The organism is Ectopseudomonas toyotomiensis, assembly GCF_017167985.1.
Taxonomy (GTDB): domain Bacteria; phylum Pseudomonadota; class Gammaproteobacteria; order Pseudomonadales; family Pseudomonadaceae; genus Aquipseudomonas; species Aquipseudomonas toyotomiensis.
The window spans coordinates 4,872,094-4,897,061 of record NZ_CP070505.1 but is presented as its reverse complement, the minus strand read 5'-3'; the positions used below and the strand labels follow the sequence as shown (position 1 = coordinate 4,897,061).

At 63.4% G+C, this 24,968-nt stretch carries 20 protein-coding genes; 10 read left to right on the top strand and 10 right to left on the bottom strand.

Features of this window, described 5'->3' with window-relative positions; all coding sequences use genetic code 11:
• Positions 1–2: 2 nt before the first annotated feature.
• Positions 3–2,624, top strand: coding sequence for a Fe/S-dependent 2-methylisocitrate dehydratase AcnD (gene acnD, locus JWV26_RS22710; protein WP_420890283.1), 2,622 nt, complete (start codon positions 3–5; stop codon positions 2,622–2,624).
• 211 nt (positions 2,625–2,835) lie between these two features.
• The gene (gene prpF / locus JWV26_RS22705; protein WP_206417882.1) at positions 2,836–4,023 is read left to right on the top strand and encodes a 2-methylaconitate cis-trans isomerase PrpF; all 1,188 of its coding nucleotides are present in this window, start codon (positions 2,836–2,838) and stop codon (positions 4,021–4,023) included.
• Between the two features lie 65 nt (positions 4,024–4,088).
• On the opposite strand, the gene ppsR is transcribed toward prpF, so the two are convergent.
• Together ppsR and JWV26_RS24460 are read right to left on the bottom strand one after the other, a co-directional pair.
• Positions 4,089–4,907, bottom strand: a complete 819-nt coding sequence (gene ppsR / locus JWV26_RS22700; RefSeq protein ID WP_017676811.1) for a posphoenolpyruvate synthetase regulatory kinase/phosphorylase PpsR — start codon at positions 4,905–4,907, stop codon at positions 4,089–4,091.
• 36 nt (positions 4,908–4,943) lie between these two features.
• Positions 4,944–5,141, bottom strand: coding sequence for a hypothetical protein (locus JWV26_RS24460; RefSeq protein ID WP_230874291.1), 198 nt, complete (start codon positions 5,139–5,141; stop codon positions 4,944–4,946).
• Between JWV26_RS24460 and ppsA the strand changes: the two genes are divergently transcribed.
• The 8 genes from ppsA to JWV26_RS22660 all read left to right on the top strand — a co-directional run bounded on the left by ppsA (position 5,088) and on the right by JWV26_RS22660 (position 13,189).
• Complete coding sequence (gene ppsA / locus JWV26_RS22695) at positions 5,088–7,460, top strand: phosphoenolpyruvate synthase (RefSeq protein WP_206417881.1); 2,373 nt, start codon at positions 5,088–5,090, stop codon at positions 7,458–7,460. The two genes, JWV26_RS24460 and ppsA, sit on opposite strands and share 54 nt — an antisense overlap.
• A 169-nt stretch (positions 7,461–7,629) precedes the next feature.
• Positions 7,630–8,619, top strand: coding sequence for an alpha/beta fold hydrolase (locus JWV26_RS22690; RefSeq protein ID WP_206417880.1), 990 nt, complete (start codon positions 7,630–7,632; stop codon positions 8,617–8,619).
• A gap of 201 nt (positions 8,620–8,820) precedes the next feature.
• Positions 8,821–9,309, top strand: coding sequence for a ribonuclease E activity regulator RraA (rraA, locus tag JWV26_RS22685; RefSeq protein WP_093052125.1), 489 nt, complete (start codon positions 8,821–8,823; stop codon positions 9,307–9,309).
• Between the two features lie 4 nt (positions 9,310–9,313).
• Entirely contained in the window at positions 9,314–10,300 is a 987-nt protein-coding gene (locus JWV26_RS22680) for a zinc transporter ZntB (RefSeq protein ID WP_017676815.1), read from the top strand.
• A 55-nt stretch (positions 10,301–10,355) separates the two neighbouring features.
• A complete protein-coding gene (locus JWV26_RS22675) occupies positions 10,356–10,601 on the top strand; it encodes a CrfX protein (RefSeq protein ID WP_072423904.1) in 246 nt (81 codons plus the stop codon).
• Between the two features lies 1 nt (position 10,602).
• On the top strand, positions 10,603–11,427 hold the full coding sequence (locus tag JWV26_RS22670) for a mechanosensitive ion channel family protein (RefSeq protein WP_017676817.1): 825 nt from the start codon (positions 10,603–10,605) through the stop codon (positions 11,425–11,427).
• An 82-nt stretch (positions 11,428–11,509) separates the two neighbouring features.
• On the top strand, positions 11,510–12,100 hold the full coding sequence (sigX, locus tag JWV26_RS22665; protein WP_072423905.1) for an RNA polymerase sigma factor SigX: 591 nt from the start codon (positions 11,510–11,512) through the stop codon (positions 12,098–12,100).
• 108 nt (positions 12,101–12,208) lie between these two features.
• Complete coding sequence (locus JWV26_RS22660; protein ID WP_072423906.1) at positions 12,209–13,189, top strand: OmpA family protein; 981 nt, start codon at positions 12,209–12,211, stop codon at positions 13,187–13,189.
• A 114-nt stretch (positions 13,190–13,303) separates the two neighbouring features.
• Here the strand turns inward: JWV26_RS22660 and cobA are convergent, their stop codons facing one another.
• The 8 genes from cobA to JWV26_RS22620 all read right to left on the bottom strand — a co-directional run bounded on the left by cobA (position 13,304) and on the right by JWV26_RS22620 (position 24,901).
• Positions 13,304–14,047 (bottom strand): uroporphyrinogen-III C-methyltransferase, encoded by a 744-nt coding sequence (gene cobA / locus JWV26_RS22655; protein ID WP_206417879.1) that lies wholly within the window; start codon positions 14,045–14,047, stop codon positions 13,304–13,306.
• Positions 14,048–14,113: 66 nt separating this feature from the next.
• Entirely contained in the window at positions 14,114–16,831 is a 2,718-nt protein-coding gene (locus tag JWV26_RS22650; RefSeq protein WP_206417878.1) for a nitrate reductase, read from the bottom strand.
• Between the two features lie 61 nt (positions 16,832–16,892).
• Complete coding sequence (gene nirD, locus JWV26_RS22645) at positions 16,893–17,219, bottom strand: nitrite reductase small subunit NirD (RefSeq protein WP_072423909.1); 327 nt, start codon at positions 17,217–17,219, stop codon at positions 16,893–16,895.
• Positions 17,216–19,672 (bottom strand): nitrite reductase large subunit NirB, encoded by a 2,457-nt coding sequence (gene nirB, locus JWV26_RS22640; protein WP_206417877.1) that lies wholly within the window; start codon positions 19,670–19,672, stop codon positions 17,216–17,218. The genes nirD and nirB overlap by 4 nt, the downstream gene beginning before the upstream one ends.
• A gap of 353 nt (positions 19,673–20,025) precedes the next feature.
• On the bottom strand, positions 20,026–21,693 hold the full coding sequence (locus JWV26_RS22635) for a bifunctional protein-serine/threonine kinase/phosphatase (RefSeq protein ID WP_206417876.1): 1,668 nt from the start codon (positions 21,691–21,693) through the stop codon (positions 20,026–20,028).
• A gap of 116 nt (positions 21,694–21,809) precedes the next feature.
• Positions 21,810–23,021 (bottom strand): nitrate/nitrite transporter, encoded by a 1,212-nt coding sequence (locus tag JWV26_RS22630; protein WP_206417875.1) that lies wholly within the window; start codon positions 23,019–23,021, stop codon positions 21,810–21,812.
• A 698-nt stretch (positions 23,022–23,719) separates the two neighbouring features.
• Positions 23,720–24,163, bottom strand: a complete 444-nt coding sequence (locus JWV26_RS22625) for a thioesterase family protein (RefSeq protein WP_206417874.1) — start codon at positions 24,161–24,163, stop codon at positions 23,720–23,722.
• A gap of 48 nt (positions 24,164–24,211) precedes the next feature.
• Positions 24,212–24,901, bottom strand: coding sequence for a polysaccharide lyase family 7 protein (locus JWV26_RS22620; protein ID WP_074915164.1), 690 nt, complete (start codon positions 24,899–24,901; stop codon positions 24,212–24,214).
• Positions 24,902–24,968 lie beyond the last annotated feature (67 nt).

The following is a 24,968-nucleotide window of genomic DNA, read 5'->3' as shown; positions in this document are numbered from 1 at the left end:
CCATGAATGACACCGTGAATAGCCAATACCGCAAGCGCCTGCCCGGCACCGCGCTGGATTACTTCGATGCCCGTGAGGCGGTCGAGGCGATCCAGAATGGCGCCTGGGACAAGCTGCCCTACACCTCGCGTGTGCTCGCCGAGCAACTGGTGCGCCGCTGCGATCCGCTGGATCTGACTGCCTCGCTGGAACAACTGGTCCATCGCAAGCGCGACCTGGATTTTCCCTGGTACCCGGCGCGCGTGGTCTGCCACGACATTCTTGGCCAGACCGCACTGGTCGACCTGGCCGGCCTGCGCGACGCCATCGCCGAAAAGGGAGGTGACCCGTCCAAGGTCAACCCGGTGGTGCCGACCCAGCTGATCGTCGACCACTCCCTGGCCGTCGAGGCGCCGGGCTTCGACCCGGACGCCTTCGAGAAGAACCGCGCCATCGAGGATCGTCGCAACGAGGATCGCTTCCACTTCATCGACTGGACCAAGACCGCATTCAAGAACGTCGACGTGATCCCGGCCGGCAATGGCATCATGCACCAGATCAACCTGGAGAAGATGAGCCCGGTGATCCAGGCGCGCGGCGGCATCGCCTTCCCTGACACCTGCGTCGGTACCGACTCGCACACCCCGCACGTTGATGCCCTGGGCGTAATCGCCATCGGTGTCGGCGGCCTGGAGGCCGAGACCGTGATGCTTGGCCACCCATCGATGATGCGTCTGCCGGATATCGTCGGCGTCGAGCTGACCGGCAAGCGCCAGCCGGGCATCACCGCCACCGACATCGTTCTGGCGATCACCGAGTTCCTGCGCAAGGAAAGGGTAGTGGGCGCCTGGGTCGAGTTTTTCGGTGAAGGAGCGGACAGCCTGTCCATCGGCGATCGCGCGACCATTTCCAATATGTGCCCCGAGTATGGTGCGACGGCTTCGATGTTCTATATCGACAGCCAGACCATCGATTACCTCAAGCTCACCGGTCGCGAGCCGGAGCAGGTGGCATTGGTTGAGAACTACGCCAAGACCCTTGGCCTGTGGAGCGACGCGCTGAAAACCGCCGAGTACGAGCGCGTGTTGCGCTTCGATCTGGGCAGCGTGGTGCGCAATATGGCCGGTCCAAGCAACCCGCATCGTCGCCTGCCCACTTCGGCGCTGGCCGAGCGCGGCATCGCCGACGAGGCCAAGCTGCAAGCTGGCAAGGGCGAGGAGGCCCAGGGGCTGATGCCCGATGGCGCGGTGATCATCGCCGCTATCACCAGTTGCACCAATACCTCCAACCCGCGCAACGTCATCGCTGCCGGTCTGGTGGCGAAGAAGGCCAATGCCCTGGGCCTGGTGCGCAAACCCTGGGTCAAGACGTCGTTCGCGCCCGGTTCGAAGGTCGCCAAGTTGTACCTGGAGGAGGCCGGCCTGCTGCCGGAGCTGGAGAAGCTCGGCTTCGGCATCGTCGCCTACGCCTGCACCACCTGCAACGGCATGTCCGGCGCGCTGGACCCTGCGATCCAGAAAGAGATCATCGACCGCGACCTGTACGCCACCGCCGTACTGTCGGGCAACCGCAACTTCGACGGGCGCATCCATCCCTATGCCAAGCAGGCCTTCCTCGCTTCGCCGCCGCTGGTGGTGGCCTACGCCATCGCCGGCACTGTGCGCTTCGATATCGAGCAGGATCCGCTGGGCAGCGATGCCCAGGGCAATCCCATCACCCTCAAGGATCTTTGGCCGAGCGACGAGGAGATCGACGCCATCGTCGCTGCCTCGGTGAAGCCCGAACAGTTCAAGCAGATCTACATCCCGATGTTTGACCTGGGTAGCGTGCAGGAGGCAGAGAGCCCGTTGTACGACTGGCGCCCGATGTCCACCTATATCCGCCGCCCGCCTTACTGGGAGGGTGCATTGGCCGGTGAGCGTACGCTCAAGGGCATGCGCCCGCTGGCGATCCTGCCGGACAACATCACCACCGACCACCTGTCGCCGTCCAACGCCATCCTGGCGGATTCGGCCGCCGGCGAGTACTTGGCGAAAATGGGCCTGCCGGAGGAGGACTTCAACTCCTACGCCACCCACCGCGGCGACCACCTGACCGCGCAGCGCGCCACCTTCGCCAACCCGCAGCTGGTCAACGAGATGGCCGTGGTCGACGGGCAGGTGAAGAAGGGTTCGCTGGCGCGCGTCGAGCCGGAAGGCAAGGTGATGCGCATGTGGGAAGCCATCGAAACCTACATGAACCGCAAGCAGAACCTGATCATCGTCGCCGGTGCCGACTACGGCCAGGGCTCGTCCCGCGACTGGGCGGCCAAGGGCGTGCGTCTGGCGGGTGTCGAGGTGATCGTCGCCGAGGGCTTCGAGCGCATTCATCGCACCAACCTGGTGGGCATGGGCGTGCTGCCGGTGGAGTTCAAGCCGGGCACCACACGCCTGACCCTGGCCCTGGACGGTACCGAGACCTATGGCGTGGAAGGCGAGATTTCGCCGCGCTGCGACCTGACCCTGGTGGTCAATCGCCGCAATGGCGAGGTGCTGCGTGTGCCAGTCACCTGCCGTCTGGATACCGCGGCGGATGTCAGCGTGTACCAGGCCGGTGGCGTGCTGCAGCGCTTCGCCAAGGACTTCCTCGAAGGCGCGGAAGCGTGATGGCGCGGTCTACTCCCTCTCCCATTCATGGGAGAGGACTGGGGAGAGGGTGGTGCAGGCTGCTCGGTATTGTCTGATAAACCCTCTCCCCCGGCCCCTCTCCCGCAAGCGGGAGAGGGGGAGACAAGCGCGTAGCCCGGATGAAATCCGGGGCAAGGTTGAATGATTCGATCCCGGATTGCATCCGGGCTACTTTTTCAGGACTGCATTTATGGCTTATCTGCCGCAAGTGAAAATCCCCGCCACCTACATGCGAGGCGGCACCAGCAAAGGCGTGTTCTTCCGCCTGGAGGATCTGCCTGAGCGTTGCCAGGTGCCGGGCGCGGCGCGCGACAGGCTGTTCATGCGCGTGATCGGCAGCCCCGATCCCTATTCGGCGCAGATCGACGGCATGGGCGGCGCCACCTCGAGCACGTCCAAGTGCGTGATCCTGTCGAAAAGTACTCAGCCGGACCACGATGTCGACTACCTCTACGGCCAGGTCTCCATCGACAAGGCCTTCGTCGACTGGAGCGGTAACTGCGGCAACCTGTCCACCGCGGCCGCTGCCTTCGCCATCCATGCCGGCCTGGTCGACCCCGCACGGATTCCCGAGAGCGGCACCTGCGTGGTGCGCATCTGGCAGGCCAATATCCAGAAAACCATCATCGCCCATGTGCCGATCAGCAATGGCCAGGTGCAGGAAATCGGCGATTTCGAGCTGGACGGCGTGACCTTCCCGGCGGCGGAGATCGCACTGGAGTTTCTCGACCCATCAGACGATGGCGAGGAGGGCGGTTCGATGTTTCCCACCGGTAATCTGGTGGATGATCTGGACGTGCCGGGCATCGGTACTTTCAAGGCGACCATGATCACGGCTGGTATCCCGACGATCTTCGTCAATGCCGAGGACATCGGCTACCAGGGCACCGAGCTGCGTGAGGCCATCAACGGCGATCCGGGGCAACTGGCGCGCTTCGAGCAGATCCGCATTGCCGGTGCGCTGCGCATGGGGCTGATCAAAACGGCCGAGGAGGCTGCGACACGTCAGCACACCCCGAAGATCGCTTTCGTCAGTCCGCCCAAGGACTACCGCACCTCCAGCGGCAAGGATGTGAAGGCCGGCGAGGTCGATCTGCTGGTGCGGGCGCTGTCCATGGGCAAGCTGCACCACGCCATGATGGGCACCTGCGCGGTGGCCATCGGCACGGCGGCTGCGATTCCGGGTACCCTGGTCAACCTGGCGGCCGGTGGCGGCGAGCGCGAGGCGGTGCGTTTCGGTCACCCGTCCGGCACCCTGCGTGTCGGCGCGCAGGCCAAGCGGGTCGATGGTCAATGGACGGTGACCAAGGCGGTGATGAGCCGCAGTGCGCGCATCCTGATGGAAGGCTGGGTACGCGTACCCGCTGAAAGCTTCTAGGCCCTGAATGAGAAAAGGCTCGAAGTTTCGAGCCTTTTCCCTTTGTAAACATGTGCTTGCGACGGTTATTTAAGGCGTCTTTCAACACCTTTTTCCACCAGAATCTTGGCCGAAATTTCCTCGACCGAGAAATGCGTGGAGTTGATGAAGGCGATGTTTTCGCGGCGGAACAGGCCTTCCACCTCGCGCACTTCGAACTCGCATTGGGCGAAGCTGGCGTAGCGGCTATTGGGCTTGCGCTCGTGGCGGATGGCGGTGAGGCGATCCGGGTCGATGGTCAGGCCGAACAGCTTGTCGCGGTACTTTTTCAGTGAGTCTGGTAGCTGCAGGCGCTCCATGTCGTCTTCCGTCAGCGGGTAGTTGGCGGCGCGGATGCCGTATTGCATGGCCATGTACAGACAGGTAGGCGTCTTGCCGCAGCGCGATACGCCGACCAGGATCAGATCGGCCTTGTCGTAATAGTGGGTGCGGGCGCCATCATCGTTGTCCAGAGCGAAGTTCACCGCCTCAATGCGCTCCATGTAGTTGGAGTGCTGGCCGATGGAGTGTGACTTGCCGACCGAGTAGGAGGAGTGCGAGCTCAGCTCCTGCTCCAGAGGGGAAAGGAAGGTCGAGAAAATATCGATCATGAAACCATTTGCGGTATCGAGGATCGCACGAATATCGCGATTGACGATGGTGTCGAAGATGATCGGGCGGGCGCCGTCCCTTTCAGCGGCTGCATCGATTTGTTGTACCATGGCGCGCGCTTTTTCGATGCTGTCGATATAAGGGCGAGTCAGTTTGGTGAACTGGATGTTCTCGAACTGCGCGAGCAGGCTCTGGCCCAAGGTTTCGGCCGTGATGCCGGTGCCGTCGGAGATGAAGAAAGCGGTTCGTTTCATTTGCGCCAAAGGCCTTAAGCTGAGTTCGATTCTTGGCTATGATAGGCCGCGTTTTACGCCGGGCCCACCGGGTTCGGCATTGTTACTTATACAAGGGCAAGGCCACAATCGCGCGACCTCGGTCGTTCGACATTGCGCAGCCCACTGAGCTTTTCCAATACAGTTAGTGGAGAGATCACCTTGGTAGAGTACGTAGTTTCCCTCGATAAGCTCGGCAATCACGATGTTGAGCATGTGGGGGGCAAGAACGCATCCCTCGGCGAGATGATCAGTAACCTGGCCGGCGCCGGTGTCTCGGTTCCCGGCGGTTTCGCCACTACGGCTCAGGCCTACCGCGATTTTCTCGAGCAAAGCGGCCTGAATGCGCAGATCCACGCAGCGCTTGACTCACTCGATGTCGATGACGTCAACGCCCTGGCCAAGACCGGTGCGCAGATTCGCCAGTGGGTGATGGACGCCGAGTTCCCGGCCGAGCTGGACAAGCAGATCCGCGAAGCCTTCGCCACCATGAGCGCCGGCAACGACAACATGGCCGTGGCCGTGCGTTCCTCCGCCACCGCCGAAGACCTGCCAGACGCCTCCTTCGCAGGCCAGCAGGAAACCTTCCTCAATATCCGTGGTGTGGACAACGTGATTCGCGCCGCCAAGGAAGTCTTCGCTTCCCTGTTCAATGACCGTGCCATCGCTTACCGCGTGCACCAGGGCTTCGACCACAAGCTGGTGGCTCTGTCTGCTGGTGTGCAGCGCATGGTGCGTTCGGAAACCGGTACCGCCGGCGTGATGTTCACCCTGGATACCGAGTCCGGCTTCCGTGACGTGGTGTTCATCACCGGCGCCTATGGCCTCGGTGAGACCGTTGTGCAGGGCGCAGTGAACCCCGACGAATTCTACGTGCACAAGCCAACCCTGGAAGCGGGCCGTCCGGCGATCCTGCGTCGCAACCTGGGCAGCAAGGCGATCAAGATGATCTACGGCGACGAAGCCAAAGCTGGTCGCTCGGTGAAGACCGTAGAGGTCGACCGTGCCGATCGTGCGCGCTTCTGCATCACCGACGCCGAGGTCAGCGAGCTGGCCAAGCAGGCGCTGATCATCGAGAAACATTATGGCCGCCCGATGGACATCGAGTGGGCCAAGGACGGTGATGACGGCAAGCTGTACATCGTGCAGGCCCGGCCGGAAACCGTGAAGAGCCGCGCCAGCGCCACCGTGATGGAGCGCTACCTGCTGAAAGAGAAGGGCACCGTGCTGGTCGAAGGCCGTGCCATCGGCCAGCGCATCGGCGCCGGCAAGGTGCGCGTGATCCACGACGTATCCGAGATGGACAAGGTGCAGCCAGGCGACGTGCTGGTCTCCGACATGACCGACCCGGACTGGGAGCCGGTGATGAAGCGCGCCAGCGCCATCGTCACCAACCGCGGCGGCCGTACCTGCCACGCGGCGATCATCGCCCGTGAGCTGGGCATTCCGGCCGTGGTCGGTTGCGGCAACGCCACCAGCGTGCTGAAAGACGGTCAGGGCGTCACCGTATCCTGCGCCGAGGGCGATACCGGTTTCATCTTCGAGGGCGAACTGGGCTTCGATATTCGCAAGAACTCGGTCGACGCCATGCCGGATCTGCCGTTCAAGATCATGATGAACGTCGGCAACCCGGATCGCGCTTTCGATTTCGCTCAACTGCCGAACGAAGGTGTTGGCCTTGCTCGCCTGGAATTCATCATCAACCGCATGATCGGCGTGCACCCGAAGGCGCTGCTGAACTTCTCCAGCCTGCCGCCGGAGATCAAGGACAGCGTCGAGAAACGTATCGCCGGTTACGGTGATCCGGTCGACTTCTACGTCGAGAAGCTGGTCGAGGGCATCAGCACCCTGGCCGCCGCCTTCTGGCCGAAGAAAGTCATCGTGCGCCTGTCGGACTTCAAGTCCAACGAATACGCCAACCTGATCGGCGGCAAGCTGTACGAGCCGGAAGAAGAGAACCCGATGCTGGGCTTCCGTGGTGCTTCGCGCTACATCAGCGAATCCTTCCGCGACTGCTTCGAGCTGGAATGCCGCGCGTTGAAGAAAGTGCGCAATGAGATGGGGCTGACCAACGTCGAGATCATGGTGCCGTTCGTGCGTACCCTGGGCGAGGCCTCGCAAGTGGTCGAGCTGCTGGCCAGCAATGGCCTGGCTCGTGGGCAGGACGGCCTGAAAGTCATCATGATGTGCGAGCTGCCGTCCAACGCCATTCTGGCCGAGGAGTTCCTCGAGTTCTTCGACGGCTTCTCCATCGGCTCCAACGACCTGACCCAGCTGACTCTGGGCCTGGACCGTGACTCCGGCATCGTTGCCCACCTGTTCGACGAGCGTAACCCCGCGGTGAAGAAGCTGCTGGCCAATGCCATCTCCGCCTGCAACAAGGCTGGCAAGTACATCGGTATCTGCGGCCAGGGTCCGTCGGACCACCCGGATCTGGCCAAGTGGCTGATGGAGCAGGGCATCGAGAGCGTGTCGCTGAACCCTGACTCGGTACTCGATACCTGGTTCTTCCTGGCTGAGACTCAGCCTGCCTGAGGCCTGTGATCGATCCAGAAAGGGCGGGTTGACCCCGCCCTTTTTGGTGTCCATCGCGTTTTGCCGGTCATTCCAAGCCGTCGCCAGCGATATGCAATATCGCTCCCGGCGGTTTTTTATGCGTGTCGTTATTCATTTATGGCGTCTCGCCAGTGCGGTCATCTGATCCATGCAAAGCAGTAGTGAGCTTTTCCCCGTTTCCCTGATGAGCGCCGAACTGCGCGGCGACCTCAGCGAAGACGTCTATCTTCTCAAACCCAACAACAGCCCTGACTCCAGTGTCGAGCTGGCATTGACCCGGCTCGGCCGCGCAGGCTCAGAAGGCGAGCGTGGCGTGCCCGTGGTACTGCTGCATGGCAGCTTTTCCAATCGGCGCTTCTGGTATTCGCCGAAGGGCATTGGCCTGGGGCCTTACCTGGCGCGCGCGGGGTTCGATGTGTGGATCGCCGAAATGCGCGGCCACGGTCTGTCGCCGCGCAACGAAAACTATCGAGACAACCACGTGGCGCAGTACGTGCGCCATGACCTGCCAGCCATTGCTGATTTCATCATCGAGCAGACCGGGCAAGCCGCGCACTGGATCGGCCATTCCCTCGGCGGAGTAACGCTGGCGGCAGCGCTGGGGGGCGGTTATCTCGAGGCGTCGCGTGTGCGTTCGGCGGCATTTTTCGGCAGCCAGGTCAGCCGTATCTACTGGCCGCTCAAGCTGCCGCCGGTGGAGTGGGGCGGTCGTCTGCTGTTGCGTGCCGTTCCCTACCTGTCCGGGCGCCGGCTGAAGCGCGGTCCCGAAGACGAGCCGGCCGGCCTGGCACTGGAAACCCTGCGCTGGCTCAGGCTCTTCGGGCGTTTCGGCGATGCTGACCAGGATTGGTGGGCAGGCCTGACTCAGGTGCGCGTGCCGCTTCTGGCGGTAGGGGCCGCAGCCGATCAGCAGGATCCAGCATGGGCCTGTCGCAAGCTGCTGGAACAGTGCAGTGCGGCGCCGTCGCAGTTCTTGCTGCTGGGCAAGGAGAATGGCTTCTCCAGCGACTTCGGGCATATCGAAATGCTGGTCAGCAAGGAGGCGCAGCGCGAGGTGTGGCCCTTGACCGAATATTGGTTGCAGCATCTGCAACTGCCCGCCGGTTTTGCCGAGCAGGCGTCTGCTTTAGGTTCTTGAGGTTGTTCTGGCCGTTTCTACGGCGCGTGCTTAGCGGTAAGATGTGACGCATCACGTGCAGGTGGTCATTTCAGGCTCATCTGCATTGTCGTCGTTCGTGTTGGGCGGTTTCGTCGCGATAGCTCGGTGCTGAATTGTCCCGCTTCACGCAGGTCCATGAAGGTGGCTGCCTTCTCATTCATTGTCGAAAGGAGTTCTGTCATGCACTACATCACCCCTGATCTGTGCGATGCCTATCCGGAACTGGTTCAGGTCGTCGAGCCCATGTTCGCCAACTACGGCGGCCGCGATTCTTTCGGCGGTCAGATCGTCACCATCAAGTGCCATGAGGACAACTCGCTGGTGAAGGAGCAGGTCGATCTGCCTGGTCAGGGCAAGGTCCTGGTGGTGGATGGCGGCGGTTCCCTGCGACGTGCTCTGCTCGGTGACATGCTGGCCGAGAAGGCCGCCAAGAATGGCTGGGCGGGCATCGTCGTGTATGGCTGCATCCGTGATGTGGATGTCATCGCGCAGACCGATCTGGGCGTGCAGGCGCTGGCCAGTCATCCGATGAAGACTGACAAGCGCGGCATTGGCGACCTGAATGTGCCTGTCAGCTTTGGTGGCGTGACCTTCAAGCCGGGCGATTATCTGTACGCCGACAACAACGGCATCATCGTTTCCCCGCAAGCCCTGAGCATGCCGGAATAAGCCGATGCAGGATCAGGATTCGGCGTTGCTGCATGCCTTCGTGCTCGATGGTCGGGGTGGTGCACGCAGCATCACTCGCCATGAACTGGATGGCCTGCAGCTAGGCGAGCAGGAAAGCCTGTGGCTGCACTGGGATCGCGGCCAGGAGCAGTCACAGCGCTGGTTACGTGAGCACAGTGGGCTGGATGAATTCAGCTGCAACCTGCTGCTCGAGGAAAATACCCGGCCGCGTCTGTTGCCCCTGCCCGACGATGAGCTGCTGCTGTTCTTGCGCGGGGTCAACCGTAATCCCGGCGCAGAACCGGAAGACATGGTTTCGGTACGTATCTTCGCCGATGCCCGGCGGGTTATCTCCCTGCGTCAGCGTCCATTGCTCGCGACCGATGCGCTGATTGCCGATCTGCTGGCGGGCAAGGGGCCGAAGACGTCGTCAGAGCTGCTCCTGGAGCTCGCCCGTCACCTCACCAGCCGCGTTGATGATCTGATCGCCGAGTTGAGTGAGCAGCTCGACGTTGAGGAGGATGGCCTCGATGGTGATGAGCGGTATCGTCCCGATCACGGCCTGGTATTGCAGGTGCGTCGGCGTGCGGCCAGCTTGCGTCGGTTTCTCGCGCCGCAGCGCGATCTCTACGCGCAGCTGGTGCGTAATCGACAGCCCTGGTTCGTCGAGGACGACGGTGACTACTGGAACGAGCTCAACAATCGCCTGACCCGCTATCTGGAAGAGCTGGAGCTGATCCGCGAGCGCGTCGGCCTGGTACTGGAGGCGGAAAGCCGGCGTCTTGGTGAGCGCATGAATCGCATCATGTACCGCTTCACCGTGATCACCGGCATGTTCCTGCCGCTGACTTTTCTCACGGGGCTGCTGGGCATCAATGTCGGCGGGATTCCGGGTTCTGAAAGTCCGATTGGTTTCTTCATCGCCTGCGGCCTCATGGTCCTTCTGGCGCTGGGCCAACTGCTGCTTTTTCGACGTTGGCGTTGGCTGTGATGTGTGACTCATCCGCCGGCTACTGCGTCTAGCCGTGACATCCCGTGAGGTGCGCATGCACGATCCATTTGAAGAGTCTCTACGCGATTTGCTCAAGTCCTCGCCGTCCAGTCATGACGACGATGCTTGCCTGCACCGGGTTCTCAAGACCGCCAACCGCCAGGTCGGCGCTGGTGACCTGTTCAGCCTGGTAGGCCACTGGGCGCAGGCCCTGATGATCGCCCTGAACAACGGTTCGGCGCATGTCGCGCCGGTTTCGCGCCGTACCCAATCCTCTGCTTCTGCTGATAAGGCTGACTGAAATGGAACTCGATCCCTGGACCCAAAGCCTGATCTCCGCGATGACCGCATTGTGGACCAAGGTTGCCGGCTTCATCCCCAACCTGTTCGTCGCACTGGTGTTGGTGCTGCTTGGCTTCGTCGTGGCCAAGTTACTCGACACGCTGCTGTCCAAGCTGCTTGGCAAGGTCGGGCTGGATCGCCTGATGACGGGTACCGGTCTGACCAAGCTGCTGGCACGCGTCGGCATTCACGCGCCGGTATCGACCCTGATCGGCAAGATCGTCTATTGGTTCGTGCTGCTGATCTTCCTGGTTTCGGCCGCTGAATCGCTTGGTCTGCAGCGGGTTTCCGCGACCCTCGACGTGCTGGCGCTGTACCTGCCCAAAGTCTTCGGCGCCGCCTTGGTGCTGCTTGCCGGTGTGCTGCTGGCGCAACTGGTCAGCAGCCTGGTGCGCGGCGCTGCCGAAGGCGTCGGTCTGGAGTATGCGAACGGGCTGGGGCGGGTCGCGCAAGGTCTGGTCATCATCATCAGTATCTCGGTGGCCATCGGCCAGCTGGAGATCAAGACCGACCTGCTCAACAACGTGATCGCCATCGTGTTGATCTCCGTTGGCCTGGCGGTCGCACTGGCATTGGGCCTGGGTAGCCGCGATATCGCCAGCCAGATTCTCGCTGGCATTTATGTGCGCGAGCTGTATCAGGTCGGGCAACAAGTGCAGGTTGGTGAGGTCGAAGGGCAGATCGAAGAGATCGGCACAGTGAAAACCACCCTGTTGACCGATACCGGTGAGCTGGTATCGGTGGCAAATCGAGTGATGCTCGAGCAACGCGTGAACAGTCGCTGACGCCAATCTGTTATTTTATGCCGCTGCCCGGCAGGCGTGACCTGCCGGGCACTTTTCGTCCTGACTGTCGGCCCGACTCGTTTTGAACAAAGCCCAGCCCTTGCCCACGCGCTACGATCCCCGCGAGCTCACTGATGAAGAGCTGGTGGCGCGCGCCCACGACGAGCTGTTTCATATAACTCGTGCTTATGAAGAGCTGATGAGGCGCTACCAACGAACGTTATTTAACGTTTGCGCGCGTTACTTGGGGAACGAAAGGGATGCTGATGATGTCTGTCAGGAGGTGATGCTCAAAGTTCTCTATGGCCTTAAGAACTTTGAGGGTAAATCCAAGTTCAAAACTTGGCTCTACAGCATTACCTATAACGAATGCATTACTCAGTATCGAAAAGAGCGGCGAAAGCGTCGATTGGTTGACGCCTTAAGTTTGGACCCGCTCGAAGAGGCTTCCGACGACAAGACACCTAAAGTCGAGGAGCGAGGCGGTCTGGATCGCTGGTTGGTTCACGTCAACCCGATCGATCGCGAGATTCTGGTGCTACGTTTTGTCGCAGAGCTCGAGTTTCAAGAGATTGCCGACATCATGCACATGGGCTTGAGCGCAACGAAGATGCGCTACAAGCGAGCATTGGATCGGTTGCGGGATAAATTTTCGGAAACTTCCGAAACTTAGTTCAGCTTCCCGACCACTAAGGGAGTGGCGAACCCTGATAGAATCGCCGCCAAGTTGCCGACTGAAGTTAACGGCGACTTATTAACCACCAAGATGGGGATTTAACGGATGAAAGTAAAAAACACCTTGGGCGTAGTCATTGGCTCTCTCGTTGCCGCAACCTCCTTCGGCGCGCTGGCGCAAGGCCAAGGCGCTGTCGAGGTGGAGGGCTTCGTCAATCGCTACTTCACCGACGTTCAGCGTGATTACGCGCACAACGAAGGCAACCTGTTCGGTGGCAGCATCGGCTACTACCTGACTGACGACGTCGAACTGGCGCTGTCCTACGGCGAATACCACGACCTGCGCGGTGAAGGTTCGCAAGGCAGCAAGAACATCAAGGGCAACCTGACCGACCTGAAGGCCATCTACCACTTCGGTCAGCCGGGTGTTGGTCTGCGTCCGTACGTCTCTGCCGGTTTCGGCCATCAGAGCATCGGCGACGCCAACAGCGGTGGTCGTAACCACTCCACCCTGGCTATCGCTGGCGCTGGTGCCAAGTACTACTTCACCGAAATGTTCTACGCCCGTGCTGGCGTTGACGCTCTGTACAACATCGACCAGGGCGACACCGAGTGGCAAGCTGGCGTGGGTGTTGGTCTGAACTTCGGTGGCGGCAGCAAGCCTGCTCCGGCTCCGGTCGTGGCTGCTGCGCCCGAGCCGATGCCTGAGCCTGCTCCTGAGCCGGCCATGGAAACCGTTCGTGTCGAGCTGGACGTCAAGTTCGACTTCGACAAAGACCGCGTCAAAGAAGAAAGCTACGGCGACATCAAGAACCTGGCTGACTTCATGAACCAGTACCCGCAGACCACCACCACTGTTGAAGGTCACACTGACTCCGTCGGTTCTGACGCTTACAACCAGGGTCTGTCCGAGCGTCGCGCCAATGCCGTGCGTAACGTACTGGTCAACCAGTACGGTGTAGACGGTAACCGCGTCAACGCTGTTGGTTACGGCGAGACCCGCCCGGTAGCCGACAACGCCACCGACTCCGGTCGCGCTATCAACCGTCGCGTTGAAGCCGAAGTGGAAGCCCAGATCCAGCAGTAATGCTTCTGGTGCTCCAAGAAAAACCCGGCCTCGGCCGGGTTTTTCTTTTCTGGAATAAAAAAGCCCGCCGAGGGGGCGACGGGCAAACAACGACTTCGCAGGAGCGCGAAGCGGTCAGGCATGCAGGAGCTGGGGCATGCTGATCTGGGTGCTGGCGCGGGCGACTTCGCCGATCACCAGAATGGCCGGGCTCTTCAGGGCGAAGGCTGTCGCATCGTCCTGCATCATGCCCAGTTGGCTGCGGCACTCACGCTGTGCGGGCAACGAAGCGTTCTCGATCATGGCCACCGGCATCTCGGCGCTCATACCACCGGCTAGCAGGCCGTCGCGAATATCCGCCAGCTTGGCGACACCCATATAAACCACCAAGGTGGTGCCGCTCTGCGCCAGTGCCGCCCAGTTCAGGCTGCTGTCATCCTGGGTGTGGGCGGTAACCAGGGTCACGCCACGCGCCACACCGCGCAGGGTCAGAGGAATGCCGCAGTTGGTGGCACCGGCCAGGCCGGCAGTGATGCCACTGACCATTTCCACTTCGATGCCGTGCTCGCCGAGCCAGTCGGCTTCCTCGCTGCCGCGGCCGAAGATGCAAGGATCACCGCCTTTGAGGCGAACCACGCACTTGCCCTGGCGTGCATAGCGCAGCATCAGACGGTGGATAAAGGCCTGCGGGGTGGAGCGACAGCCGCCGCGCTTGCCCACCGAGACGATACGGGCGCCGGGGCAGTGCTCGAGCACGGCCGGGTTGACCAGATCGTCGATCATCACGATCTCGGCCTGGTTCAGCGCCTTGACCGCCTTGAGGGTCAGCAGTTCGGGATCACCAGGGCCCGCACCCACCAGCCAGACTTTTGCATTCATATCGGGTACCTCGTAGGGTGCGCCGTGCGCACCAAGTCGTTTTGGGGCTGGTGCGCATAGCGCACCCTACGCATGTGTCGCCACCTGCTGGCTAGCCAGCAGGCGTTTGATTTCGGGGACACAGGAGCCGCAGCTGGTGCCGCACTTGAGCTCGTGCTTGAGGCCATCCAAATCCAGGCCGCGGGCGATGCCGGCGCACACCGCGCTTTCGCTGACGTTCAGGCAGTTGCACAGGGTCTTGCCGCGCAGAGACGCGCCGACATTGCCCGGCGGTGCGGATACCGGGGCGAGCAGCCAGCGGCGCAGGTCGGCGTCGGCCTGGCCGTCCAGCCACAGGCTCCTGAGCCATTCGCTGGCGGCGGTTTCGCCGGCCAGGCGGATGCTGACAATGCGGCCGTCCTCGATGCGCACGCGCTTGCCCACCGCGCGACGCGGGTCATCGTAGGCCAGCACTGGACCCTGGTTCAGGCGCAGCAGGCGATCGATCTGCGCCAGCAGCTCGGGCTGCGGCGCCACGGCGCTGGCGGCGCGGATCAACAGGGCGGGGCGCTCGCGGCCGGTGGGGGTGAGGCTGGCGTAGGCGAGCTCCTCGAACAGCGGGCGCAGGGCTTCGAAGCGGCTCTGCACCTCGCCCTCGACCAGGGCGAACAGCTGCCAGGGCAGCTCGACCTTGTCCACCTCGACGCCGGCATGCTTGAGCTCCGGCTGCTTGGACAACGGATCGAAGGCCGGCTGGGTCAGCACGTTGGTGCCCAGGCCCTTGAGGAAGCGGTCGCCCCAGTGCATCGGCAGCCAGGCCTGGCCTGGGCGCACCGACTCATCGGCCTGTACCGGCAGGATCAGGCTGCCGCGACGGCTGCGCAGCCTGACCAGATCGCCGTCCCGCAGGCGGCGGCGACGCAGCTCGTCCGGGTGCAGGCCGAGCACCGCTGCCTCGACATGGCCGAACAGGCGCGCGGCGGTGCCGGTGCGGCTCATGCCATGCCACTGGTCGCGCAGACGGCCGGTGTTGAGGGTGAGCGAATAGCGCGCCTCGCGCTTCTCCTTCGGCGCGCGATACGGGTCGGCATGGAATTGCGCTCGCCCGCTGGCGGTGGGGAAGCGGCCGTCGGCGTAGAGCCGCGCGGTGCCCTGGCGCGCGCCAGGCGCAAACGGCCATTGTTGGGGACCTTGGTTATCCAGCAGCGCGTAGCTCAGCCCCGAGAGGTCGAGGTCGCGCTGGGCGGTCAGGTGCTTGTATTCCTCGAACAGCGCTTCGCTGTTGGAGAAATCGAACAGGCTGGGCAGGCCGGGGCGGAGCAGAGTTTCCAGGCGACGGGCGAAGTCGCAGGTGATCGACCAATCGGGCCGCGCCTCTTCGGGCGCTGGCACGGCACGGCGTACATGGCTGACGCGGCGCTCGGAGTTGGTCACCGTGCCTTCCTTCTCGCCCCAGCTGGCGGCCGGCAGCAGCAGGTCGGCGTAGCGGCAGGTCTCGGTGGTGAAGAAGGCTTCCTGCACCACGACGAAGGGGCAGGCGGCCAGGGCCTCGTGCACCTTGCTCTGGTTGGGCAGCGACTGCGCCGGGTTGGTGCAGGCGATCCACAGCGCCTTGATGCGCCCGTCGTGCACCGCATCGAACAGCTCGATGGCGGACAGGCCGGGCGTCTCCGGCAGGGTGTCGACGCCCCAGTAGGCGGCGACTTCGGCGCGATGTTCGGCGTTGCCGGCCTCGCGGTGACCCGGCAGCAGGTTGCTCAGGCTGCCGGTCTCGCGACCGCCCATGGCGTTGGGCTGGCCGGTCAGCGAGAAGGGGCCGGCGCCGGGCTTGCCGATCTGCCCGGTGGCCAGGTGCAGGTTGATCAGCGCGCTGTTCTTCGCACTGCCTGCGCTGGACTGGTTCAGCCCCATGCACCACAGCGAAAGGAAGGAGGGCGCATGGCCGATCAACTCGGCGCAGCGCTGCAGGGCGTCCAGGCTGATGCCGCAGATATCGGCGGTGGCCGCCGGACTATAGTCGCGCACCAGGTTCTTCAGCGCCTCGAAGCCTTCGGTGTGGGCGTCGATATAGGCGCGGTCGATCCAGCCCTCCCACAGCAGGAGATGCAGGATGCCGTGAAACAGCGCGACGTCGGTGCCGGGCAGGATCGCCAGGTGCAGGTCGGCCAGCTCGCAGGTGTCGGTGCGCCGCGGGTCGACGACGATGATCTGCATCTCCGGACGGCGGGCCTTGGCTTCTTCCAGGCGACGGAACAGTACCGGGTGGGCGTAGGCCATGTTGGAGCCGGCGATCAGCAGGCAGTCGCTCTGCTCGATGTCCTCGTAACTGCAGGGCGGGGCGTCGGCGCCGAGGCTGCGCTTGTAACCGACCACGGCGCTGGACATGCACAGCCGCGAGTTGGAGTCGATGTTATGAGTGCCGACCAGGGCGCGGGCCAGTTTGTTGAAGGCGTAGTAGTCCTCGGTCAGCAACTGGCCGGAGATATAGAAGGCCACGCTGTCCGGGCCGTGCTCGCGGATGGTTTCGGCGAACAGCGCTGCGGCGTGATCCAGGGCGCTGTCCCAGTCCGTGCGGGTACGGGCCAGGCCCTTGCCCAGGCGCAGCTCGGGATAGAGGGCGCGGGCGTCGAGGTCGCCGGTCAGGTGCAGGGTCGAGCCCTTGCTGCACAGTTTGCCGAAGTTGGCCGGGTGGCTGGGGTCGCCGGCGACGCCGAGGATCTTCTCGCCGTCGTGCTCGATCAGCACGCCGCAGCCCACGCCGCAGTAGCAGCAGGTGGAGGCGGTGACTTGAGTGGGGCTGGCCATGTTCGGAGCTCCTAGGGGGCGATACGTCTGACGGCAGGCCGTGAGCCTGCCGCCGGACGGCTCAGGCGCACTTCGCGGCGGTGTTGAGGGCCAGCAGCACGCGGCCGTTCTCGACCCGGGCGTGGTGCCGGTGAGCGCAGCCCACATCCGGCGCCACGGCCTCGCCGGACTCCAGCTCGATCTGCCAGTTGTGCAGCGGGCAGGCCACGCGCTTGCCGTAGATCAAACCCTGGGACAGCGGGCCGCCCTTGTGCGGGCAGCGGTCGTCGAGTGCGAAGACCTCGTCGCCGCTGGTACGGAAGATGGCGATGTCGCCCTTGGGACCGCTGACGATGCGCGAGCCAAGCACGTTGATGTCGTCCAGGGCGCAGATATCCAGCCAGTTCATACGGTGGCCTCCTCGATTTGCACCACCTTGATGGTGTCGAACTCTTTCTTCAGTTGCGGCGTCTCGATGCGTTCCTTCCACGGGTCCTGCTCGAACGACAGGGCGTAGTGCAGGCGCGCGGCCAAGGCCTTGCGGTTGGCTTCGTCTTCCAGCACCGCCTTCTTGATGTGCTCCATGCCGACGCGCTGCATGTAGTGCACGGTGCGCTCCAGATAGAAGGCCTCCTCGCGGTACAGCTGGAGGAAGGCGGCGTTGTACTCGCGCACTTCTTCGGCGGTCTTCACCTTGACGAAGAACTCGGCCACCTCGGTCTTGATCCCGCCGTTACCGCCGATGTACATCTCGAAGCCGGAGTCCACGCCGATGATGCCGACGTCCTTGATGCCGGCCTCGGCGCAGTTGCGCGGGCACCCGGAGACCGCCAGCTTGACCTTGTGCGGCGACCACATGTTGAACAGGTCGTGCTCCAGATCGATACCGAGCTGGGTGGAGTTCTGCGTGCCGAAACGGCAGAACTCGCTGCCGACGCAGGTCTTCACCGTGCGGATGGACTTGCCGTAGGCGTGGCCGGAGGGCATGTCCAGATCCTTCCACACCGCTGGCAGGTCGTCTTTCTTGATGCCCAGCAGGTCGATGCGTTGGCCGCCAGTGACCTTGACCATGGGTACGTTGTACTTGTCGGCCACATCAGCGATGCGGCGCAGCTCGGATGGGTTGGTCACGCCGCCCCACATGCGCGGCACCACCGAGTAGGTGCCGTCCTTCTGGATATTGGCGTGGGCGCGTTCGTTGATCAGGCGCGACTGCGGGTCGTCCTTGGCCTCGCCCGGCCAGGTAGAGATCAGGTAGTAGTTGAGCGCCGGGCGGCAGGTGGCGCAGCCGTTGGGCGTGCTCCAGTTGATGAACTCCATGGTCTGCGCCATGGACGTCAGGTGCCGCTCGCGGATGGCCTTGCGGATCTGCCCGTGGTTGAGGTCGGAGCAGCCACAGATGGCTTTCTCGCTCTTGGGCTTGACGTCCGCGGCGCCGCCAACGGTGCTGATCAGGATCTGCTCGACCAGGCCGGCGCAGGAGCCGCAGGAGCTGGCGGCCTTGGTGTGCTTCTTGACCTCGTCGACCGAGAACAGGCCGTTTTCCTGGATCGCCTTGACGATGGTGCCCTTGCACACGCCGTTGCAGCCGCAGATTTCCATGCTGTCGGGCATGTTGGCGGTCTTGTCGGCGCCCTGGTGGCCGACGTCGCCGATGGCGCCTTCGCCGAACATCAGGTGGTCGCGGATCTCGCTGACGTTATGGTTCTCGCGGATCTGGCGGAAGTACCAGCCGCCGTCGGCGGTGTCGCCATACAGGCAGGCGCCGACCAGCACGTCGTCCTTGATCACCAGCTTCTTGTACACGCCGCCGATGGGGTCGGAGAGGGTGATGGTCTCGGTACCTTCGCCGCCCATGAATTCGCCGGCGGAGAACAGGTCGATACCGGTGACCTTGAGTTTGGTCGAGGTCACCGAGCCCTGATAGCGGGAGAAACCGAGCTGGGCCAGGTGATTGGCGCAGACCTTGGCCTGCTCGAACAGCGGCGCCACCAGACCATAGGCGATGCCACGGTGACTGGCGCATTCGCCGATGGCGTAGACGCGCGGGTCATAGGTCTGCATGGTGTCGTTGACCAGGATGCCGCGGTTACAGGCGATGCCGGCGCTCTCGGCCAGCTCGCTGTTGGGGCGAATGCCGGCGGCCATCACCACCAGGTCGGCGGGGATCACCTCGCCGTCCTTGAATTTCACTGCGCAGACGCGACCCTCGCCGTTGTCCAGCAGTTCAGCGGTGTGCTTGGGCAGGAGGAACTTCAGGCCACGGTCTTCCAGGGACTTCTGCAATAGCTCGCCAGCGGTGCGATCGAGCTGGCGTTCCAGCAACCAGTCGCCGATATGCACCACAGTGACGTCCATGCCGCGCAGCTTGAGACCGTTGGCCGCTTCCAGGCCGAGCAGGCCGCCGCCGATGACCACCGCGTGCTTATGAGTCTTGGCGGTGTCCATCATCATCTGGGTGTCGGCAATGTCGCGATAGCCGATCACGCCCTGCAGGTCCTTACCCGGAATCGGCAGGATGAAGGGGTTGGAGCCGGTGGCGATGAGCAGGCGGTCGTACTCGGCCTCGCTGCCATCGTCGGCGATCACCAGGCGCTTCTTGCGGTCGATCTTGACCACCTTGCGCCCGAGCAGCAGCTTGATGCCGTTTTCCGCGTACCAGTTGAGATCGTTGAGCACGATCTCCTCGAAGGTCTGTTCGCCAGCCAGCACCGGCGAGAGCAGGATGCGGTTGTAATTGGGGTGCGGCTCGGCGCCGAACACGGTGATGTCGTAGAGATCGGGGGCGAGCTTGAGCAGCTCTTCGAGGGTGCGTACACCCGCCATGCCGTTGCCGATCATCACCAGCTTGAGTTTTTGCATGCCGGCCATCTCCTGAATCATTGATCACGGTAAAAAATTGTCGGGAGCAATTTTTAACGTCGCTCCGCGACGGCTCGAAGAGTGGCTGCCAGGGATGGCAGGCCATAAAACAAAAAAGGCGTCCCGCTAGTCACCTAGCGAGGACGCCTTTGTCCAGGTCCCGTTCTATCGGGAAGTGCAGCCTTCTTCGTTGAAGGCCGCGCTTTATGTGGTTTGTGGTAGTTGTGAATGCAGCCCTTGTGCCAACTCGATCAGGTCGTGGTTTTTCAGGCTTTTCAGCCACTTGGATGAAACTGGTGAGTGGGTTTGTGCACCGTTGAGAGGCGTTTCGCGCTGCTTTGGTGCGAGGCGGGCTATTTGAGCAGCAGGAACGCCAGCAGCAGGTTGAGCAGCAGCGACACCAACGCCACGCTGCGCCACACCAGTAGCGGCTCGCGCTCCAGCAGCGGTCGTGGGTGGTTGTTCAGGGATTGGCGCTCGCCACTTTCCAGTGCCAGCAGCCACTCCTCGGCGGTCTCGAAGCGCTGCGCCGGGGCGGCGGCTACCGCGCGGTTCAAGACCTCATCGAGCCAGGTAGGCAAGTCCGGGCGGTAGCGGCTGGCCGGTACCGGCTGGCCGAAGCGCGGGTGCTGAAAGGCCTCGACCTCGCCATGGGGATAGTGACCGGTGAGCAGGTGGTAGAGGGTCACGCCGGCGGCGTAGAGGTCCTGCTGCGCGCTGGGCGGGCTGCCGGCGAAGGCCTCCGGGGCGATATAGCTGGGGGTGCCGGGCAGGCTGTGGGCCTCGTCGCGGGTTAACCCCGGGCAATAGGCCAGACCGAAGTCGAGCACGCGCAGCTCGCCGTCGTCGCCGAGCAGCAGGTTTTCCGGCTTGATATCGCGGTGGATGATATTGCGCCGGTGCAGCAGGCCGAGTGCCTTGATCAGGCGCGGCGCCAGGTCCTGCCAGTCGGCCAGGCTCAGCGGGCCGTGCTGCTGCAGGCGTGCGGCCAGGGTCTGGCCGGTATATTCGCGCTGCACGTAATACAGGTGCTGACGCTGCGGCAGGGCGTGCAGTTCGGGGAAATGGCGGCCGGCGACGCGACGCAGGAACCATTCTTCCTGCAGCAGTGCCGGGCCGGCCTGCTCCTCACTGGAGCGGCTGGCCGGCAGGGTCTTGAGCAGCCAGGGCTGATTGTCGGTATCCCGTACCCTGTAGATCAGCGACTGGCGCGATTCGCCGAGCAGCCCTTCGACCTGCCAGCCCTCGAACTCCTGGCCTTCACGCAGGCGCGGCGGCAGCGGCCAGTGCTCGAGCTGGGCCAGGGTGTCGGCTAGTGCCGCCTCGGGTAATTGCTCGACGTGCACCAGCAGCGCGCTGGCATTGTCCTGGCTGCCGGCACGGTGCGCCTCGTCGACCAGGGTCTGGCAGATCGCCGCGGCGTCATAGTCTCGTTGCAGTAGCTCGCCGATGCGCTTGTCGCTGAGGCAGGCCCAGACGCCATCGCTGACCAGCAGGAAACTGTCGCCGGCCTGCAACTCGCCGTCGCGGTAGTCCACCACCAGGTGTTGATCCAGACCCATGGCGCGCTTGAGCACGTGCTGCATGCCCGGCTGTTCCCACACGTGGTCCTCGGTCAGGCGCAGCAGCTGGCCGTCGCGCCACAGGTAGGCGCGGCTGTCGCCGATATGCGCCAGGGTATAGCGGCGGCCGCGCAGCACCAGGGCGGTGAGAGTAGTGAGCAGCGGCTGGCCGCCGCCGTTGGCCTGCAGCCAGCGATTATGCGCGGTGAGCAGGCGGTCCAGGCTGTGCTGCACCGGCCAGGTTTCCGGGGTGGAGTAGTAGTCCAGTGCCAGCGCCTGCAGGGTCGCGCGTGCGGCCAGGCCGCCGTCGGCGCATTGGCTGACGCCATCGGCCAGGCCCAGCAGGTAGCCCTTGCTGGCGGCCAGCGCCGGCGCCGGGGTGACCACGCGCAGGGCGTCCTGGTTCTCGCTGCGCGGGCCGGTGGCGCTGGTTTCGCAGATGCTCAGTTGCAGGGCCATGATGCGGTTTCCGTAGATCTTTGGACCGTAGGGTGCGCCGTGCGCACCAGGCTCGACGCAAATCGCTGGTGCGCGCGGCGCACCCTACGGAGTGTGGCCTGTCGTCGAGAACTCGCTCACACCCGTGCGGCGGTCACCGCGGCGCTGCCCCAGGTGGTGCGCCAGCGCTGCTTGACGCCGTGCAGGCCGACCCACGCCAGCACGCCGAGGCTGGCGAACAGCCAGAGGCCCAGCTGGTAGTCACCGGTGTGCTGCTTGATGGTGCCGAGGCCTGCAGCGAGGAAGAAACCACCGATGCCGCCGGCCATGCCGATCAGCCCGGTCATCACGCCGATTTCCCTGCGAAAGCGCTGCGGTACCAGCTGGAACACCGCGCCATTGCCAGCACCAAGGCCGAGCATGGCGGCGACGAAAAAGGCCAGGGCAGCGGTCGCGCTGGGCAGGTTGAAGCCCACCACAGCGATGCACAACGAGGCGATGCTGTACATCATCAGCAGCGTGCGAATGCCGCCGATGCGGTCGGCAAGGGCGCCGCCCAGCGGGCGCAGCAGGCTGCCGGCGAAGACGCAGGCGGCTGTGTAGTAACCGGCGGTCACCGGGTTCAGCCCGTACTGATCGCTGAAGTAGCCGGGCAGGGCGCTGGCCAGGCCGATGAAGCCGCCGAAGGTGACGCTGTAGAAGAACATGAACCACCAACTGTCGCGGTCGCCGAGGGCCTTGAGGTAGTCGCCCAAGGCCTTGGGCTTGGGCCGCTCCGGCGCATTCTTGGCAGCCAGGGCGAAGACCACCAGGGTTGCCAGCAGTGGGATCAGCGCCCAGCCGAACACATTCTGCCAGCCGGACAGGGCCGCCAGGCCGGGGGCGAACAGCGCCGCCAGCACGGTGCCGGAGTTACCAGCACCGGCGATGCCCATGGCCTTGCCTTGATGCTGCGGTGGGTACCACTGCGAGGCCAGCGGCAGGGCGACGGCGAAGGCGGCGCCGGCGAAACCGAGGAACAGGCCGAGCAGCAGCGCCTGCTCGTAGCTGCCGATGCCGATCTGCCAGGCGCAGAACAGCGCGACGATCACCACCACCTGGCCGAGCAGGCCGGCGGTCTTCGGTGACAAACAATCACAGAGGAACCCCATCAACAGGCGCAGCACGGCGCCGGCGAGAATCGGCGTGGCCACCATCAGGCCGCGTTGCTGAGCGTTGAGGTCGAGGTCGGTAGCGATCTGCACCGCCAACGGGCCGAGCAGGTACCAGACCATGAAGCTCAGGTCGAAATAGAGGAAGGCGGCAAACAGGGTGGGGGCGTGGCCGGCTTTCCAGAAACTTGTATTCATCGATCACCTCATCAGCGAGAAGGAGCCCGGTCAGGCGCGGCGAACCGTGGTCGTGGACACGGCGGCCGCGTCTGCCGGGAAGGCCGTGCACTTGTGGTGCAGAGCCCTGCGGCCAAAGCCACAGCAGGTTTAAGCGATTGCGGTGCAGGCTCGGATCGCGATGCCTGCGCCGGCCCCGGTCACTGGGGCGAACACGAAAAAAAACGCCGCTTCACCACAGGCCATGAAGGCGAGGTGAGGCGACGTCTTTGTCGTGAGGGAGGTGGCCGCCGTTGACTACCTGGTGCGAGGGAATAAGCAAGAGCCGAGCCAACCGAGCAGAGGCCCTGGGATCAGGCGCTACGCACCTTCAATAAGCGCAGTACTGCCGTAAAACGAGGCGTTTGCGCCGTCTATGCCCCTGAATGGGGCGATCGCTGCGTATTGAGAGTGGCTTGAGACTGAACGCTGGAAAGTTGGGCAACGCTGGTTGCGTGAGTGGGTAGCGGTGCGGTGAGCAGGGCGATTGCCAGCAGATTGCTCAGCAGCCCCGCCTGACGGGCACGGCGGTAGGTGTCGGTCATCCTCGATCCCCCTTTTTTCTGTTCTGACCTAGGCGTAGCAGACGAATGACAATGTGTCACGTTATTAGCAGCAATAACTGTGCAAGTTTGCACACGCCTGTTGGCCCGGAGCCTTGAAGCATTGGACTCGCTTAGTCAGTCGAGCCGATTGACCTTGGGGAACTTGGCGCTGAAGGCTTCCGGCATTGGCACCACCTTCGACTGACGATAATCGAAGAACACGAAGCCAGACTTGGCCATGGCCACCAGGGTGCCGTCGGCCGGACGGGTGATACGAAAGGTGATGTCGCCGCCATATCGGTTGAAATCCATCACACCGACCTCGAACAGCAACTGGTCGCGGGCATGGGCCTCGGCGCGGTAGGTGGTGGCCAGGTCGGTGACGATGATACCGATGCCGCTGCCATCGGTTTCGCGGATGCCGAACTCGAAGAGAAAGCGGGCGCGTGCCTCGGAAATCATCGAGATCATCGAGTCATTGCCCAGATGGTTGGCACCGTTGATGTCGGTAACGCGCACGGTCAGGTGGGTGCTGTAGCAATACTGGTCTTCGGGAAAATCGAGGGTCAGGCGTGCCATGATCGAGCCGTCGTCGAGGGGAGCGGCGATTGTAAACCGCCGCGTTCCTCAGCGGTGCAGGCTGTTGAGGTGATAGAACGTGACGCGGCCACCTTCGCTATCCGGTCCGTAATTGTCCTGGATATACGCGCCCGCCTTGAAGTACAGGTACTGCTTGCTCCAGCTGCTGCTCAACTGGCGGTAGAGCGAGCCATTGTCGCCATCCGTGCTGGCCACACTGATGCCGATGCGTCCGCTGGGCGTGACGCGCAGGTCGTAGCCGAAGCGCTCGCCAAGCTGGATGTTCTCGGCCAGCAGGATGTTTTGCACGTCGCTGTCACCTGGGCGAGCGCGCAGCAGCAGCTCCACCCGGCCAACGCCGCGTCGATAGTGATATTGCAGCTTGAGCAGCGGGTCGTTCTGGCTGCCCGGCACATCGGTACTATGGATCTGGCCGATCACCACCTTGTTGCGGCTGGGCACCTGGTCGACCTGCAGCACAGCGCTGAGATAGCTGTCCGAACTGGCGTGGAGCCAGTTGTCGAGTCTGCCGTCGTGCTGGGTTTCGCGTAGCTCGCTGCGTGGATAGCGGGCGTCGGCAGTGGTCGAGCCGGTGACTGGTACCCAGAAGGTCACGCTGCCGTCGGCATTGCGCCGAAAGTAACGGCTTGTATAGCCGTTATTCAGCCGTTCGGTGGTGATGGTGGTCGGCGCTGGTTCGGTGGGAATCGATAGATTCCAGGTGGTGAGGTCGAGCACGGGGTTCTCTGCTTGTCGGTTGAGGGCCCTTGTTCGTCCCTGCAAAGGGCCAGAGGTTCCGCCGCCC

What these genes read in the sequence shown, in the direction of transcription:
- JWV26_RS22660 (WP_072423906.1), top strand. Translation starts at nt 12,209, where the DNA reads ATGAAAGTAAAAAACACCTTGGGCGTAGTCATTGGCTCTCTCGTTGCC.
- JWV26_RS22635 (WP_206417876.1), bottom strand. Translation starts at nt 21,693, where the DNA reads ATGGCCCTGCAACTGAGCATCTGCGAAACCAGCGCCACCGGCCCGCGC.
- JWV26_RS22680 (WP_017676815.1), top strand. Translation starts at nt 9,314, where the DNA reads ATGCAGGATCAGGATTCGGCGTTGCTGCATGCCTTCGTGCTCGATGGT.
- JWV26_RS22690 (WP_206417880.1), top strand. Translation starts at nt 7,630, where the DNA reads ATGCAAAGCAGTAGTGAGCTTTTCCCCGTTTCCCTGATGAGCGCCGAA.
- JWV26_RS22650 (WP_206417878.1), bottom strand. Translation starts at nt 16,831, where the DNA reads ATGGCCAGCCCCACTCAAGTCACCGCCTCCACCTGCTGCTACTGCGGC.
- rraA (WP_093052125.1), top strand. Translation starts at nt 8,821, where the DNA reads ATGCACTACATCACCCCTGATCTGTGCGATGCCTATCCGGAACTGGTT.
- nirD (WP_072423909.1), bottom strand. Translation starts at nt 17,219, where the DNA reads ATGAACTGGCTGGATATCTGCGCCCTGGACGACATCAACGTGCTTGGC.
- nirB (WP_206417877.1), bottom strand. Translation starts at nt 19,672, where the DNA reads ATGCAAAAACTCAAGCTGGTGATGATCGGCAACGGCATGGCGGGTGTA.
- ppsR (WP_017676811.1), bottom strand. Translation starts at nt 4,907, where the DNA reads ATGAAACGAACCGCTTTCTTCATCTCCGACGGCACCGGCATCACGGCC.
- JWV26_RS22670 (WP_017676817.1), top strand. Translation starts at nt 10,603, where the DNA reads ATGGAACTCGATCCCTGGACCCAAAGCCTGATCTCCGCGATGACCGCA.
- JWV26_RS22625 (WP_206417874.1), bottom strand. Translation starts at nt 24,163, where the DNA reads ATGGCACGCCTGACCCTCGATTTTCCCGAAGACCAGTATTGCTACAGC.
- cobA (WP_206417879.1), bottom strand. Translation starts at nt 14,047, where the DNA reads ATGAATGCAAAAGTCTGGCTGGTGGGTGCGGGCCCTGGTGATCCCGAA.
- JWV26_RS22630 (WP_206417875.1), bottom strand. Translation starts at nt 23,021, where the DNA reads ATGAATACAAGTTTCTGGAAAGCCGGCCACGCCCCCACCCTGTTTGCC.
- JWV26_RS22675 (WP_072423904.1), top strand. Translation starts at nt 10,356, where the DNA reads ATGCACGATCCATTTGAAGAGTCTCTACGCGATTTGCTCAAGTCCTCG.
- acnD (WP_420890283.1), top strand. Translation starts at nt 3, where the DNA reads ATGAATGACACCGTGAATAGCCAATACCGCAAGCGCCTGCCCGGCACC.
- JWV26_RS24460 (WP_230874291.1), bottom strand. Translation starts at nt 5,141, where the DNA reads ATGCTCAACATCGTGATTGCCGAGCTTATCGAGGGAAACTACGTACTC.
- prpF (WP_206417882.1), top strand. Translation starts at nt 2,836, where the DNA reads ATGGCTTATCTGCCGCAAGTGAAAATCCCCGCCACCTACATGCGAGGC.